16 protein-coding genes are annotated in these 15,027 nt (G+C 64.7%); 11 read left to right on the forward strand and 5 right to left on the reverse strand.

The features are described 5' to 3' along the window. Positions 1 to 8 precede the first annotated feature (8 nt). The gene (locus tag J8I29_RS25620; protein ID WP_105865475.1) at positions 9 to 191 is read right to left on the reverse strand and encodes a hypothetical protein; all 183 of its coding nucleotides are present in this window, start codon (positions 189 to 191) and stop codon (positions 9 to 11) included. Positions 192 to 800: 609 nt separating this feature from the next. Here J8I29_RS25620 and rpmH point away from each other — a divergent pair. The 5 genes from rpmH to J8I29_RS25645 all read left to right on the forward strand — a co-directional run bounded on the left by rpmH (position 801) and on the right by J8I29_RS25645 (position 4,391). Further along, a complete protein-coding gene (rpmH, locus tag J8I29_RS25625) occupies positions 801 to 935 on the forward strand; it encodes a 50S ribosomal protein L34 (protein ID WP_105865474.1) in 135 nt (44 codons plus the stop codon). A gap of 75 nt (positions 936 to 1,010) precedes the next feature. After that, complete coding sequence (rnpA, locus tag J8I29_RS25630; protein WP_209433817.1) at positions 1,011 to 1,421, forward strand: ribonuclease P protein component; 411 nt, start codon at positions 1,011 to 1,013, stop codon at positions 1,419 to 1,421. Continuing rightward, positions 1,418 to 3,382, forward strand: a complete 1,965-nt coding sequence (gene yidC, locus J8I29_RS25635; protein ID WP_105865472.1) for a membrane protein insertase YidC — start codon at positions 1,418 to 1,420, stop codon at positions 3,380 to 3,382. The genes rnpA and yidC overlap by 4 nt, the downstream gene beginning before the upstream one ends. Then, positions 3,382 to 4,032: a ribosome biogenesis GTP-binding protein YihA/YsxC gene (gene yihA / locus J8I29_RS25640; protein ID WP_105865471.1), complete on the forward strand. Its 651-nt coding sequence runs from the start codon at positions 3,382 to 3,384 to the stop codon at positions 4,030 to 4,032. The genes yidC and yihA overlap by 1 nt, the downstream gene beginning before the upstream one ends. Next, positions 4,032 to 4,391: a DUF423 domain-containing protein gene (locus tag J8I29_RS25645; RefSeq protein ID WP_105865470.1), complete on the forward strand. Its 360-nt coding sequence runs from the start codon at positions 4,032 to 4,034 to the stop codon at positions 4,389 to 4,391. Before yihA ends, J8I29_RS25645 begins: the two co-directional genes overlap by 1 nt. A 108-nt stretch (positions 4,392 to 4,499) precedes the next feature. Here J8I29_RS25645 and J8I29_RS25650 read toward each other — a convergent pair whose 3' ends face one another. Beyond that, positions 4,500 to 4,961: an Lrp/AsnC family transcriptional regulator gene (locus J8I29_RS25650; protein WP_209433818.1), complete on the reverse strand. Its 462-nt coding sequence runs from the start codon at positions 4,959 to 4,961 to the stop codon at positions 4,500 to 4,502. A gap of 169 nt (positions 4,962 to 5,130) precedes the next feature. Between J8I29_RS25650 and J8I29_RS25655 the strand changes: the two genes are divergently transcribed. The 3 genes from J8I29_RS25655 (at position 5,131) to J8I29_RS25665 (ending at position 9,804) form a co-directional block, all read left to right on the forward strand. Continuing rightward, the gene (locus J8I29_RS25655; RefSeq protein ID WP_209433819.1) at positions 5,131 to 7,548 is read left to right on the forward strand and encodes a transketolase; all 2,418 of its coding nucleotides are present in this window, start codon (positions 5,131 to 5,133) and stop codon (positions 7,546 to 7,548) included. 330 nt (positions 7,549 to 7,878) lie between these two features. Continuing rightward, entirely contained in the window at positions 7,879 to 9,039 is a 1,161-nt protein-coding gene (locus J8I29_RS25660; protein WP_209433820.1) for an endonuclease/exonuclease/phosphatase family protein, read from the forward strand. Between the two features lie 57 nt (positions 9,040 to 9,096). Continuing rightward, entirely contained in the window at positions 9,097 to 9,804 is a 708-nt protein-coding gene (locus J8I29_RS25665) for a glutamine amidotransferase (protein ID WP_245443637.1), read from the forward strand. Between the two features lie 80 nt (positions 9,805 to 9,884). On the opposite strand, the gene J8I29_RS25670 is transcribed toward J8I29_RS25665, so the two are convergent. Further along, positions 9,885 to 10,955 carry a nitronate monooxygenase family protein gene (locus tag J8I29_RS25670; RefSeq protein WP_209433821.1) on the reverse strand — a complete coding sequence of 357 codons (1,071 nt, stop codon included), beginning with the start codon at positions 10,953 to 10,955 and terminating at the stop codon, positions 9,885 to 9,887. A 150-nt stretch (positions 10,956 to 11,105) separates the two neighbouring features. Between J8I29_RS25670 and J8I29_RS25675 the strand changes: the two genes are divergently transcribed. Next, positions 11,106 to 11,969 (forward strand): LysR substrate-binding domain-containing protein, encoded by an 864-nt coding sequence (locus J8I29_RS25675; RefSeq protein WP_209433822.1) that lies wholly within the window; start codon positions 11,106 to 11,108, stop codon positions 11,967 to 11,969. A gap of 17 nt (positions 11,970 to 11,986) precedes the next feature. Here the strand turns inward: J8I29_RS25675 and rdgB are convergent, their stop codons facing one another. Then, the gene (gene rdgB, locus J8I29_RS25680) at positions 11,987 to 12,598 is read right to left on the reverse strand and encodes an RdgB/HAM1 family non-canonical purine NTP pyrophosphatase (RefSeq protein WP_209433823.1); all 612 of its coding nucleotides are present in this window, start codon (positions 12,596 to 12,598) and stop codon (positions 11,987 to 11,989) included. Further along, positions 12,598 to 13,311 (reverse strand): ribonuclease PH, encoded by a 714-nt coding sequence (gene rph / locus J8I29_RS25685; protein ID WP_105865462.1) that lies wholly within the window; start codon positions 13,309 to 13,311, stop codon positions 12,598 to 12,600. Before rph ends, rdgB begins: the two co-directional genes overlap by 1 nt. Before the next feature lie 436 nt (positions 13,312 to 13,747). Here rph and mdh point away from each other — a divergent pair, with 436 nt between their 5' ends. Continuing rightward, on the forward strand, positions 13,748 to 14,710 hold the full coding sequence (gene mdh / locus J8I29_RS25690) for a malate dehydrogenase (protein ID WP_105865461.1): 963 nt from the start codon (positions 13,748 to 13,750) through the stop codon (positions 14,708 to 14,710). 99 nt (positions 14,711 to 14,809) lie between these two features. Continuing rightward, the coding region (locus tag J8I29_RS25695; RefSeq protein WP_348536170.1) for an ATP-grasp domain-containing protein at positions 14,810 to 15,027 on the forward strand (218 nt) is incomplete at its 3' end.

Below are 15,027 nucleotides of genomic sequence, written 5' to 3' on the forward strand. Positions count from 1 at the left end.
CAGCCCGATCAGGATTTGTCGTCCTGACTATGGACCTCCCTAAGCGCTTCGGCGAGGGCGTCGGTTGCCGGCGACGGCGGCAGCGAGACGATGCGGATATCCGGCGGGGCAGCCTCCTTGTCGATGGAGCGTGACTCGGCGCGACGCGGAAGATGATCCAAAATACGATGCCACAGGTCTAAAAAGGTCATGTCGATAACCTCGAATGATTAAACACTTGTTCAAATACTAAGTTCCAAAATTGCAGAAAATCAGACGCGGAAATTCAAGAATGTTAACCAAATATAACATTCGGCGGGGAAGGGGGTTGCCCGATTGATTGAGGGCGAAACTCAGCTATGCCGATGCCGCAAGCTGGGTTGCTTTGCGGTGGCGACCGTGTGGCCCCTGATCGGGGCCCGTAACGCCTGCACACGAATTCCGTACGCAGGATCGGGCCGTTGATGGAAGTCGCGGCGGCGTCGATCTCCTCGTCATTGGCCGTCAGCCGGATCGCTCGATGACGGTACCCTGCTTCAGGAGCCGGTTTTGCGAATCCCGGCCGATCCGTGGGGGGTATCTTCACCCGGGCCTCGCTGCGATCTGCGGCTCCGTCACCCGATCGTCGCAATCTGCGTGAGTTCATGCGAGTCCCGATTGACTTCCCGGACGCCATCCCCCATAAGCACCGGCGAATTTGGCGTCGCCCCATCGGGCCCGGACGCACCCAGGGCGAAGGCCGGGGCGCGTTTTTGGTGTTCGGGGGAGCGCTTTTCCAGTCAACTCGATCGGCATCCGGCCGCGACCGCGGAGAACGACCCGTGAAACGTACTTATCAACCGTCCAAGCTTGTTCGCAAGCGCCGCCACGGCTTCCGGGCCCGTCTGGCCACCAAGGGTGGCCGCAAGGTTCTGGCTGCTCGCCGCGCCCACGGCCGCAAGCGCCTGTCGGCCTGACCTGGCCGGGTTGGCGCAATGATTGCGTATCATTGCGCGCGAGCACTGTGCTCAAGAGCCTCCGAGCCCTTATCGATGCAGCGTCTGCTCAAGCGTCGGGACTTCCTTTTCGTCCGCGAAGGCCGCAGGGCACATGCTGCAACGCTATCCCTGCAGGCACGCCGCCGCGCAAGCGCTGGCGCAAGCGAGGCTGCGCCGTCGACGCCTGAGGATCTCGAGCCGCGCGTCGGCTTCACCGTGACCAAGAAGGAAGGTTGCGCCGTCGAGCGCAACCGGATCCGTCGGCGCTTGCGCGAGGCGGTGCGGCTGTCTGGCGCGCTTCACGCGCGCGAGGGCTATGATTATGTCGTGCTCGGGCGGCGCTCCGCCCTCGATGCATCTTTTGCGACGATCGTTGATGAAATGGTAACGGCGTTCGGCCGTGTGCATGGCGAGCGCCAAGGCGCCCGCAAGCCACGCCGTTCGGCCGATGAGGCTGTGCGATGAAGAATGTTGACACCAAGAACGTCGTTCTGGCGGTCGTCCTGACGCTGCTCGTCGTCGTCGTGTGGGAATATTTCATCGGCCAGCCCATGCAAAGGCGCCAGCAGGAAGAGGCGCGGCTGCAGCAACAGGTCCAGCAGGCCCAGCAGGCGCAACAACAGCAGCCGGCCGCCACTCCGACGCCCGGCATTCCCGGCGGCGCTGGTGGCCAGAAGCAGTTCTCTAGCCGCGAGGAAGCGGTGGCGGCGAGCGGCCAGCGCGTTCAGATCGACGCCCAGCGCCTGATCGGCTCTATCAATCTCACCGGCGGCCTCATCGACGATCTCGCTCTGCGCGGCTATCGCGAGACGCTCGATCCCAATTCGCCCAACGTCAAATTGTTCTCGCCGCGCGGCACGCCGATCCAGGCAGCGAACCACCACGATATTCTCGAAAATCACGGCCCCTATTTCGCCGCCTTCGGCTGGAAGGCCCAGCCGGGCGCCAAGATGAAGCTGCCCGACAGCAACACGGTGTGGACGGTCAAATCCACCAAGCCGCTGTCGGCGACCTCTCCGGTCGAGCTCGAATGGGACAATGGCGAGGGCCTGGTCTTCCATCGCACTATTTCGATCGACGGCGACCGGGCTCAAACCGGCTGGCTGGTGCCTACGACCGGCGATCTCCTGCCCGCCGACGCGCTCGACCTGCCGCGCCAGAACCTGCCCAAGGACAAGCAGGCCAATGCCGCCAAGCCGGTCGGCGGCTTCCTGTTCACCATCAAGGACAGCGTCGAGAACAAGACCTCGGCAGCCGTCCAGATCGCGCCCTATGCCTATATCCTGCGCCAGGGTACGCCGACCGTCGGCGGCAACATGGTGCTGCATGAGGGCCTGATCGGCCGCTTCAGCGGGGCGCTGGTGGAAACCGGCTACTCCAAGCTGGAGGCCGGCAAGCCGGTCGAACATCCCAACGCCACCGGCTGGCTGGGCTTTACCGACAAATATTGGGCCAACGCCCTGGTGCCCGACCCGACGGCGACCTTCACCGGCAGCTTCGCGATGGACGATCGCAGCGGCAAGCCGGCTTATGCCGCGCAGCTCGACCGGCCGGTGCAGACCATCGAGCCCGGCGCCAAGGCCGAAGTGAGCACCGATCTGTTCGCCGGCGCCAAGGAAGTCGCCACGCTGTCCTATTACGATGAGAAGCTGAAGTCGGATTATCTGTCCTACCTCATCGACTGGGGCTATCTGTGGTTCATCACCAAGCCGCTGTTCCGCCTGATCGAGATCCTCTTCCATCTCCTCGGCAATTTCGGCCTCGCCATCCTCGGCACCACCGTCATCCTCAAGCTGTTCTTCTTCCCGCTCGCCAATCGCTCCTACGAGTCGATGTCGCGCATGAAGAAGTTCCAGCCCGAAATGCAGAAGATCAAGGACGAGTTCCCTGACGACCGCATGAAGCAGCAGCAGGCGATGATGGCGCTCTACAAGGAGCACAAGATCAATCCGCTGTCGGGCTGTCTGCCGATGCTGCTGCAGATCCCGGTGTTCTTCGCGCTCTACAAGGTGCTGTTCGTCACCATCGAAATGCGCCAGGCGCCGTTCTATGGCTGGATTCACGACCTGTCGGCGCCCGATCCGACCACTCTGTTCAACCTGTTCGGCCTGATCCCGTGGACGCCGCCCTCCTTCCTGATGGTCGGCTTCTGGGTGGTGGTGATGGGCATCACCATGTTCATCCAGATGCAGCTCAACCCGGCGCCGCCGGATCCGACCCAGGCCGCCATGTTCCGCTGGATGCCGATCATCTTCACCTACATGCTCGCAGCCTTCCCGGCCGGCCTGGTGATCTATTATTGCTGGAACAACACGCTCTCGATCCTGCAGCAGGTCTTCATCATGAAGAAGAACGGCGTGAAGGTCGAATTGTGGGATAACCTCAGGGCCATGTTCGGGCGCAAGGCGCCCTCGGCATCGAGCTGATGTCGGAGGGCCCGGACTATACGGCGGCGGGCAGGAAACTCTTTGCCTCGACGTGGGATTTTCGCCACGCCGCCAATACGCTGGAGGCCTTGCCGCCGCCCGACGGAGTCGAGATCGCCCTCGCCGGGCGTTCCAATGTCGGCAAGTCGAGCCTGATCAACGCGCTGACCAATCGCAACGCCCTGGCCCGCACTTCGCACACGCCCGGGCGAACGCAGGAACTGATCTTCTTTTCCTCGAACGCGCCGCTGACCCTGGTGGACATGCCCGGCTATGGCTATGCCAAGGTCAGCGATGCCAAGGTGAAGGCCTGGACTCGGCTGATCCACGATTATCTGCGCGGTCGGGTGAACCTGGCGCGGGTCTTCGTGCTGATCGATGCCCGGCATGGCCTGAAGACCACCGACGATGCCGTGCTGAAGACGCTGGACCTGTCGGCCGTGGTCTATCAGATCGTGCTGACCAAGGCGGACGAAGTGAAGAAGCCCGAGCTGGAACGCCGTATCGCCGAGACCCGGGAAAAAATCTCGCGCCGACCGGCCGCCTTCCCGGAACTGATCGTCACCTCCAGCCGCAACGGCACCGGCATGGACGAATTACGCGCGACCATCGCCCAGATCCTGGCCGAACGCGGCGGCCTGACGCTGTGATGGCCGACCGGCTCCTCACAGTACTGGGCTGCCTGTTCGGCGCGGCCGGCATCGGCCTGATGGCGCTGGCCGCGCATGGCAAATGGCCCAGCATCGATTATGCCGCCATCATGGTGCTCGCCCACGCGCCGGCCCTGATCGCCATCGTCGCGGCCGTTCGCGCCGGCCTGCTCCATGCAAGCCTGGCCCGTCCCGCCGCCTTCCTGCTGGCGGCGGCCGTGGCTCTGTTCTCGGCCGATGTGGTGCTGAACGCCATGACCGGCCAACGCCTGTTCCCGATGGCCGCGCCGATCGGCGGTACCGGTTCGATGCTGGCCTGGCTGCTGGTTGGCGTCTCGGCGCTGGCGGCGAAGAGGTAGCGGAGCGCGGACATCCTGTCCGCCCTTGGAAAACGCTGTGCTTTCAGGAGAGGAAGAGGCGACATCGCGACATGCGAGCATGTCGCTGTGATGTCCGCGCCCCAAGCCTCACCTGATCGGCAGCACATTCGTATATTTCACCTGCGCCAGGGCGAAGCTCGATTCGATCGAGGCGATGCCGTCGAGGCGGGTGAGCTTTTCCTTGAGAAAGCGCTCATAGGCGGCGAGGTCGGCGCAGACCGCGCGCAGCAGATAGTCGCGCGTGCCGGTCATCAGATAGCATTCCAGCACTTCCGGCCAGGGGGCGATGGCGGCGGCGAACCGGTCGAGGTCCTCCTCGCGCTGGCGCTCCAGCTTGATCGAGATGAACACGCTGACCGGCAGCCCGACCTGCTTCTGCTCGACCACGGCGACATAGCCGCGGATGACGCCGCTCTCCTCCAGCTGCCGCACGCGGCGCAGGCAGGGCGAATGCGACAGGCCGACCTGCTCGGCCAGGGCCTGCACCGTTATGCGGCCGTCCTCCTGCAGCAGGCGCAGGATCTTGTTGTCGATCATATCGAGCGGCATGGGCCTTCCCCTGGGGTCGCAGGCGTGAGCCGGAATTGAGACCATATTAAGCTAAATGTTTCTCAATCCGAGTGATTATCGCTGAGATAATGCTCAGGATCTGATAAGATCAACCAAAATCGCTTCTCGGCTTTTGATATAACGAGACAGTTCAGCTGGAACCCCTGTCATGGCCGACCCTCGTCTTCCTTTTCTCGCCGCTCTCGAACGCAAGGCCCTGTGGCTGTCGTCCTGGATGATCCACAACGCCAACCACCTGAGGGCCAAGGAGGATGGTCTCAAGATCGGCGGCCATCAGGCCTCCTCGGCCTCGCTGGCGACGATCATGACGGCGCTCTATGGCGCGGTGCTCAGGCCGCAGGACCGCGTCGCGGTGAAACCGCATGCCTCGCCGGTCTTCCATGCGCTCAACTATCTCTTCGGCCTGCAGAGCCTCGAAAAGCTGCAGAATTTCCGCGGCTTCAAGGGTGCCCAGAGCTATCCCTCCCGCACCAAGGATATCGACGACGTGGATTTTTCCACCGGCTCCGTCGGCCTCGGCGTGGCCCAGACGCTGTTCTCGGCCCTGGTACAGGACTATGTGAAGGCCAAGGGCTGGGGCGAGTGGCCGGAAGGGCGGATGATCTCGCTCGTCGGCGATGCCGAGATGGACGAGGGCAACATCTTCGAAGCCTTGCTGGAGGGCTGGAAGCAGGGCGTGCGCAATGTCTGGTGGATCGTCGACTACAACCGCCAGTCGCTCGATGCGGTGGTGCGCGAGGGCCTGTGGCAGCGCTTCGAATCCATCTTCCGCAATTTCGGCTGGGAGGTGGTCATCCTCAAATATGGCCGCCTGCTCGAGGCGGCCTTCGCCGAGCCTGGCGGCGAGGCGCTGCGGCGCTGGATCGACAACTGCCCCAACCAGCTCTATGCGGCGCTATGCTATCAGGGCGGCTCGGCCGAAGGAGGCAAAGTCTGGCGCCGCCACCTTACCGATGCCATCGGCGACCAGGGCGAGGTCAGCAGGCTGATCGAGAGACGCTCCGACGCCGAACTCGCGGCGCTGATGACCAATCTCGCCGGCCATGACATGCCGAGCCTCGTCGACGCCTTCGAGGCGGCGGCCCGCCATGACAAGCCGACCTGCTTCATCGCCTATACGGTGAAGGGCTTCGGCCTGCCGTTCCAGGGCCACAAGGACAACCACGCCGGCCTGATGACGCCGGCCCAGATGGAGGCCTGGCAGCAGGCCATGGCCATCCGCCCCGGGCATGAATGGGACAAGTTCGAGGGGCTCGACCTGACGCCGGAGGCGATGCAGTCGGCACTCGACCAGGTGCCCTTCGTGCAGAAGGGCAGGCGCCGCCTGGCCGCGGCCAAGGTCGAGGTGCCGGCCGCGCTGCCCTACCGGGCCTCGGCCTCGATGTCGACCCAGCAGGGCTTCGGCATCATCCTCAACGATCTCGCGGGGACGGACCTGGCCGTCGCCGAGCGCATCGTCACCACGGCGCCCGACGTCACCGTCTCCACCAATCTCGGCGGCTGGGTCAACCGGCGCGGCCTGTTCGCCCGCGAGGAACTGGCCGACACCTTCAGGAAGGAGAAGATCCCCTCGACCTTCGCCTGGGACTTTTCGCCCAAGGGGCAGCATATCGAGCTCGGCATCGCCGAGATGAATCTCTTCATCCTGCTCTCGGCGCTGGGCCTGTCCCATTCCATCAATGGTGAGCGGCTCCTGCCGATCGGCACGCTCTACGATCCCTTCATCCAGCGTGGCCTCGATGCGCTCAACTATGGCTGTTACCAGGATGCCCGCTTCATGGTGGTGGCGACGCCCTCGGGCATCACTCTGGCGCCGGAGGGCGGGGCGCACCAGTCGATCGCCACGCCGCTGATCGGCCTGGCCCAGGACGGCCTCGCCGCCTTCGAGCCCGCCTTCGTCGACGAGCTCGCGGTGATCATGCGCTTTGCCTTCGACTATATGCAGCGGGACGGGGAGGGTGACCCTGACGAGACCACCTGGCTGCGCGACGAGACAGGCGGCTCGGTCTATCTGCGCCTGTCGACCCGCACCATCGACCAGCCGCAGCGGACGATGTCGCCGGCCCTGGCCGCCGATATCGTCAATGGCGCCTATTGGCTGCGTCCGCCGGGGCCGAACGCCGAGATCGTGGTGGCGGCCATGGGGGCCGTGGTGCCCGAGGCGATCGAGGCCATCGGCCTGATGGGCGAGGACCGCCGCGATGCCGGCCTGCTGGTCATCACCTCGGCCGACCGGCTCAATGCCGGCTGGACGGCGGCCGAACGGGCCCGCCAGCGCGGCAATGCCGGGGCCAGGAGCCATATCGAGCGCCTGCTCGCGCCACTCTCGCGCGATTGCGGCCTCGTCACCGTGCTGGACGGCCACCCGGCCACCCTGGCCTGGCTCGGCAGCGTGCGCGGCCAGCGTGTAACCTCGCTCGGCGTGGAGCATTTCGGCCAGACCGGCAGCATTGGGGATCTCTATCGCCACCACGGCCTCGACGCCAATGCCATCCTGCACGCGGCCCAGGCCCTGTCGCCGGGACGGCCCATCCGCAACCGGCGGGAGCTGGCGCCGGCGGAATGAGGGGGCGGCGACTACCTTAGCGGAGCAAAGCGCGACGAGCCTCCCCCACGAAGCTGGGGGAGGTGTCACGACGAAGTCGTGACGGAGGGGGGCTGCGGGCAGTGCGCTGAGCATGACGAGATGGCACAACGGTTGCGCAAAGTTCTGAAACGATGCCATGCTGCCTCCCCCCCTCCGACCTTGCTTCGCAAGGCCACCTCCCCCAGCTTCGTGGGGGAGGCTCGTCGCATTTCGCTTGGTGTGGTCGTGGTGTTCGCAAACCGGCTCCTTCCCGGCCATTGCCACGAATCCCAACCCTTGCGAGATTGCGGCTCTCGCAAGGGTATCCCGATGTCCTCCTCCGTCCTGCGCGTCGCCACCTTCAACACCCAGCTGCTGGCGAGGCCCGGCGTGCGCTTCCATGAGCAGCCGCCTTATTCGCCCGAGGAATATGACGCCAAGACCGCCTTCATCGGCGGGCTGCTCGAACGCGGCCAGGTCGATCTCGCCGGCTTCCAGGAAGTGTTCCACGAGGAAGCCCTGCGCGAGGCGGTCTGGAAGGCGCCGCGCCTGCGAGGAGCGACCGTCAATGCGCCGCTGGCGGATGATGACGGCCCCAAGACGCCGGACGGGGCGTTGAACGCGCCGCGGGTCGGGCTGGCGAGCCGGCTTCCCGTGCTGAAGGTCGAATCCATCGCAGCTTTTCCGCCCGGCCTCGGCCAGGGCTTTGCGGTCAGGCGCGACGAAAACGGCCGCCAGCAGGCCGTGCCGGTCGGCATCGGCTTCTTCGAGCGCCCGGTCCTCAGGGCCGAGGTGCTGCTGCCCGACAGCGTGCCGCTGACCGTCTATGTGGTGCATCTCAAGTCGCGCCGGCCCGTGGTGCTGGAGGACGAGGACCGGCGCGACCCCGCCGTGCGCGCGCTCGCCGTGGTCAGGGCGCTGCTGCAGCGGGGCGCCGAGGCGGCGGCGCTCAGGGTGATGCTGTCGCGGGAGATGGCGGGACGGGGTACCGAACCCCGCCCGGTGATGGTGCTGGGCGATCTCAACGACGAGCTGACCAGCGTGACCACCGAGCTCATCCGGGGCGAGCAGCCTCTGCCCGAGACGCTGAAGCCGCTGATGGCCGATCCCGGCGACTGGCAGCGCAAGAACCGCCGCTTGTGGGACCTGCATCTTTATGCCGCCTCCGACCAGCAGGCCATGCACATCAAGGGCACCACGCTCTATACCCATATCCATTTCGGCGATTATCAGGTGCTGGACCACATCCTGTTCAGCCAGGAATTCCATAGCCGCAATCCGCACCGGATCGGCGATTTCCGCTATCTGCAGGTCTATAACGACCACGTCGTCGACACGCATATGACCGACATGACCCGCAATATCCGCACCGCCAGCGACCACGGCGTGCCGGTGGCGGAATTCAACCTGCTCACGGCCGCTTCACGCAAAGTGCTGCAAAATGGCACCAGTAGTGCGGGTAATGTGCTTTCCGGCACCGCGAATGCTTAACTTTTCGCTAAGACTTCCGTAACATCATGGTTACGAAATCGTTTCACAGGCCGAATCGTGACGGGAAAGATCCTCATCGTTCTGCATCAGGAACATTCTTCGCCCGGGCGGATCGGGCGCTTCCTGATCGAACGCGGCTACGAACTCGATATCAGGCGCCCCCGCTTCGACGATCCCCTGCCGGAAACCATGCGCGACCATGCCGGCGCCATCATTTTCGGCGGCCCGATGAGCGTGAATGACGGGGACGCCTGGATCCGCCGCGAGATCGACTGGATCGGCGTGCCTCTCAACGAGGACAAGCCCTTTCTCGGCGTCTGCCTCGGGGCCCAGATGCTGACGCGCCATCTCGGCGGCCGTGTCTCGCGCCATGAGGCCGGCACGGTCGAGATCGGCTATTGGCCGATCGAGCCGACGGCGGAAGGCCGTTCCCTGATGTCCTGGCCGAGCCATGTCTATCATTGGCACAATGAAGGCTCCGAGCATGTCCGCGGCACCCGGCTGCTTGCCACCGGCTCGACCTTCGCCAACCAGGCTTTCACCTGCGGGCGCGCCGCCTATGGCCTGCAGTTTCATCCCGAAGTTACTTATCTGATGATGAACCGCTGGACGACGGGCAGCGAGGAAAGCTGCAAATTGCCCGGCGCGCAAGATCGGGCGCAGCAATTCTCCAACCGTTGCCAATATGATCCCGGCATGCAGCAATGGCTGCACCGCTTCCTCGATCTCTGGCTGACGCCGGCCATGGCGATTGCCGCTGAGTAGGAAGAGAACAATATATCCGCAAGCATCGGCCTCGCCGGTTTGGCGCGGAACCGGAGGGTCGATCTGGAGATCGACCCCCATCACCTCCCCAGCTTGGCCAGCGCTTCCGCCGCCAGAAGCTTCGTCAATTCGCCCGCCGAATAGCCGTCTTGGGCAAGACGCGCGGCTTGGCCGGACCAGAGCGACATGAAATCGCCCGAGCCCTGCGGTTCGGTCTTGGCGCGCAGCGGTGCCAGGGCGCCGCCGGCGAGCGGGAAGGCGGGGGCGAGGTCCGATATCGGGCCGACTTCGCGCATCAGGCGGTTGACGATGCCGCGGGCCGGCCGCCCCGTGAACAGATTGGTGAGAGCCGTCTTGTCGGCATCGGGACTGCGCAGGGCGGCGGCATGCGGGGCAGGAAGACGAGCCTGAGGCGTGAACATATAGGCGGTGCCGATCTGCACCGCCGCCGCTCCCAGCGCGAAGGCCGCCACGATGCCGCGGGCGTCGGTGATGCCGCCGGCGGCGATCACCGGCACCTTCACGGCATCCGCGACTTGCGGCACCAGGGCGAAGGTACCGATCTGGGTGGCGATGTCGTCGGTGAGGAAGACGCCGCGATGGCCACCCGCCTCGAAACCCTGGGCGATGATGGCGTCGCAGCCGCGATCCTCGAGCCAGCGCGCCTCGTCGACCGTGGTGGCGGAGGACAGGATCTTGGCGCCCGTCGCCCTTACGCGGTCGAGCAGGGATTTCTCGGGCAGCCCGAAATGAAAGCTGACGATTGGGGGTCTGAACTCCTCGACGAGGGTGCAGAGCTCGTCGTCGAAGGGAGCCCGGTTCGAGGTTGGAATCGGCGCGGCGGGATCGATGCCTACCTCGCGGTAATAGGGTTCGAGCCGCTTGCGCCAGCCGGTTTCGCGGGCAGCGTCGGGCGTTGGCGAGGTGTGGCTGAAGAAATTGACGCTGAACGGCTTCGCGGTCTGCTGGCGGATGAGGCCGAGTTCGGTGCGGACCTGTTCGGGTGTCAGCGTGGCACAGGGCAGCGAGCCGAGCCCGCCCGCTTCGCTGACCTCGATCACCATGTCGTAGTGACAGGGGCCTGCCATCGGCGCCTGGATGAGGGGGATCTCGATGCCGAAGAGCTCCTGAATGCGCCGATCGGGCCACATCGCCGTTCTCCTTGTATGGTCTATGCGGCGTTTCCGAATGTCCCCACGACCGGGGGGCGGAAATGCCACAAAGGACTAAACTGAAAACAGGCCTATCATTTCCTTTTTGAAAATGATAATTGTTTTTTCGTTCTTAAAAAGAGAATAAAATTGGATCTGTCTTCCCTCGATATCTTCCTTGCCGTTGCCGACGAGCAGAGCGTTACCAGGGCTTCGAGCCGGTTGGGGCGAGTGCCGTCCAACGTGACCACAAGGGTCAAGCAACTCGAACAGGAACTCGGCGCGGCGCTGTTCAGCCGAGAGGGCAAGCGCATGCGTCTGACCCAGGAAGGTGAGGTCTTCCTCACCTATGCCAATCGTCTGATCGCCCTGGCGGATGAAGCCCGCGGCGCGCTGAAGCCGTCGGGGCCGGCGGGATCTTTCCGAGTGGGGACGATGGAGAGCACGGCTGCGAGCCGCCTGCCGCCGGTGCTGGCGAAATTTCACGCCGCCTGGCCTGCCGTTTCGCTGAAACTGATCACCGGCGGCACGAAGGGGCTGATCCGCCAGCTGCTCGCGCATGACCTCGATTGCGCCCTGATCGGCCAGCCGTCCGTCGAGGGGATCGACACCGGCTATGATGCCGGGCGGCTCGAAGGCGAGCGCGTCTTCACCGAGGATCTGCTGATCGTGCTGCCACCCCGCCATCCGCCCATTGCCGAGGCTGCCGACCTCAGGGTCGACAGCCTTGCCGCCCTGGAGCCGGGCTGTACCTACCGGGCGGTGGCCGAGCATTGGGGGCGCGGCGCCAGGAGGCTGCGCGTGCAGGAGCTGGCCTCGTATCATGCCATGCTGGCGGCGGTCTCGACCGGCAATGCCATCGGCGTCATGCCGCGTTCGGTGCTCGACCTCCTGCCGGGCGGGAGCGAAGTCCAGACCCATCCCCTCGGGCGGATCGAAACCCTGCTCGTCCGGCGCCGGGGCGAGGCGTCGCCGGCCTTCGAGGCATTCCGGCGGGCACTCGTGGAAGGGTGATTCCGGGCGGCGGGCCGTCAATCCTTCAGGCAGGCCTCAGCCAATTTCTGGAAGGAGCGCGCGCGGTGGGAGATGGTGTTCTTCTGCGCTTCCGTCATCTCGGCGAAGGTCTTGTCCGAGCCGTCCGGCTGGAACATCGGATCATAGCCGTGCCCGTGTTGGCCGCGGGTGGGCCAGACCAGGGTACCCTCGGCCCGCCCCTCGAACGTTTCGGAATGGCCGTCGGGCCAGACCACGGTCAGGACGGAGACGAAGCTGCCGCGCCGCTGGGCCGGCTCGGTGGCTCCGGCAGCGAGGAGTTCGTCCTGCGCCCTCTGCATGGCGATGTCCCAGTCGCGGGTCGGGCCGGACCAGTCGGCGGTGTAGACGCCGGGCGCGCCGCCCAGGGCCTCGATGCACAGCCCTGAATCGTCAGCGATGGCCGGCAGGCCGGTGGCTTCGAGGGCGGCGAGCGCCTTGATGCGGGCATTCTCGACGAAGGTTGTGCCGGTTTCCTCCGGTACCGGCAGGCCGAGCTGCCCGACGGAGACGACATCCACGCCATAGGGCGCCATCAGGGCCTTGAACTCGGAGAGCTTGCCGTTGTTGTGCGTGGCGAGCACCAGCTTGCCGGTGAGGCGCCGACCCATCACGCCACCGCCTGCTTCTGCAGCTCGACCAGCTCGCCGATGCCCTTGCGGGCCAATGCCAGCATGTCCAGGAACTGCTCCTGGCTGAAGGGGGCGCCTTCAGCCGTGCCCTGGATCTCGACCAGGCCGCCCGAGCCGGTCATCACGAAGTTGGCGTCGGTCATCGCTTCCGAATCCTCGGCATAGTCGAGGTCGAGCACCGCCGTTCCCTTCGAGATGCCGCAGGAAATCGCAGCGACATGGTCCTTGATCGGGCTGACGGTGAGCATCTTGCGCTCCATCATCCACTTCACGCATTCCTGGAGCGCGACGAAGCCGCCGGTGATCGAGGCGGTGCGGGTGCCGCCATCGGCCTGCAGCACGTCGCAATCGATGGTGATCTGCTTCTCGCCCAGACGCACCAGATCGACCACCGCGCGCAGCGAGCGGCCGACCAGGCGCTGGATCTCCTGGGTACGGCCGGACGGCTTGCCGGAAGAGGATTCGCGGCGCGTGCGCTCATGCGTGGCGCGCGGCAGCATGGCATATTCGGCCGTGACCCAGCCCTTGCCGGTGCCTCGCAGCCAGGACGGCGGCTTGTCCTCCAGGCTGGCGGTGCACAGCACATGGGTTTCGCCGAACTTGATCAGGCAGGAGCCTTCGGCATAGCGAGCGACGTTGCGCTCGATCGAAACGGGGCGCAGCTCATCGAAAGCGCGGCGGGAAGGACGCATCGGATTCTCCAAATTTGTGGCCGCCTTGTAGCCCGGCCAGCGCTGCCTGTCACGGTGCCGTGCATATTGCGTGGCAATGAAGGGATGGGACCGGGGGCAAGCCCTCGCCCGGAGCGTCACCTGGAAGCGCAGCCATCCTACCTGGACGGGTAGGATGGGGAATTCAGAGAAAAATCTTCAGAACCATGTTACATGTTACAAAATATGAAATTTGTAACATGGATTTTAAGGCTCGGTCTTGCCGGAACGTAAGCGGAGCCATATCTGCCATCATATTGATTGGAAAGGATTATTTTTCGAGCGCCGACAGCCCCCAGTCGCGAAGAAGGGGGCATTTCAACCTGGAATCGGCTGTCGCTTGAACCACGCTTCCAAAGGGGCTAGGGAGGTGGGGAACGAAACTCACCTTTGGCTACAATCTCAGGGACATTACGTTATGGCACGTAGCAAGATCGCTCTTATCGGGGCGGGACAGATCGGTGGCACGCTGGCTCTTCTGGCCGGTCTGAAGGAACTGGGCGATATCGTGCTCTTCGACGTGATGGAAGGCGTGCCGCAGGGCAAGGCCCTCGACATTGCCGAGGCTGCCCCGGTCGATGGCTTCGACGTGAAGCTTGCCGGCACCCAGAGCTACGAGGGCATCAAGGGCGCCGATGTGGTGATCGTCACCGCCGGCGTGCCGCGCAAGCCCGGCATGAGCCGTGACGATCTCCTCACCATCAACCTCAAGGTGATGGAGCAGGTCGGCGCCGGCATTGCCAAATATGCCCCGGATGCCTTCGTGATCTGCATCACCAACCCGCTCGACGCCATGGTCTGGGCGCTGCAGAAGTCCTGCGGCCTGCCGGCCAACAAGGTCGTCGGCATGGCCGGCGTGCTCGACTCCTCGCGCTTCCGCCACTTCCTGGCCGACGAGTTCAACGTCTCGGTGGAAGACGTCACCGCCTTCGTGCTCGGCGGCCATGGCGACACCATGGTTCCCTCGGTGCGCTACTCCACGGTGGCCGGCATTCCGCTGCCCGACCTCGTCAAGATGGGCTGGATCACCGAGGCACGCCTTGCCGAGATCGTGCAGCGCACCCGTGACGGCGGCGCCGAGATCGTCAACCTGCTGAAGACCGGCTCGGCCTTCTATGCCCCGGCCGCCTCCGCCATCGTGATGGCCGAGAGCTATCTCAAGGACAAGAAGCGCGTGCTGCCCTGCGCCGCGCATCTCACCGGCCAGTACGGCGTCAAGGATCTCTATGTCGGCGTGCCCGTGGTCATCGGTGCCGGCGGCGTCGAGCGCATCGTCGAGATCCAGCTCGACAAGGAAGAGCGTGCCGGCTTCGAGAAGTCGGTCAACGCGGTGAAGTCGCTGGTCGACGCGTGCAAGACCATCGCTCCCTCGCTCGCCTGATTCCCAGAGCAAAACGCGTTCGAATGACAACGCGTTTTTGGGATCTGAGGCGATTTCATCAAATCCCAAAACGCTTTAGCCAATCTGGAGCTACTGGCCATGAACATTCATGAATACCAGGCAAAGGCGGTTCTGAAGGAATTCGGCCTGCCCGTGTCGAAGGGCGTCCCGGCGCTGACGGTGGAGGAAGCGGTGAAGGGGGCGAAGGAGCTTCCTGGTCCGCTTTACGTGGTGAAGTCGCAGATCCATGCGGGCGGCCGCGGCAAGGGCAAGTTCAAGGAACTGCCTGCCGACGCCAAGGGCGGGGTGCGCCTGGC

Origin of the sequence: Labrys sp. LIt4 (genome assembly GCF_017813775.1) — a bacterium.
GTDB classification, from domain to species: domain Bacteria; phylum Pseudomonadota; class Alphaproteobacteria; order Rhizobiales; family Labraceae; genus Labrys; species Labrys okinawensis_A.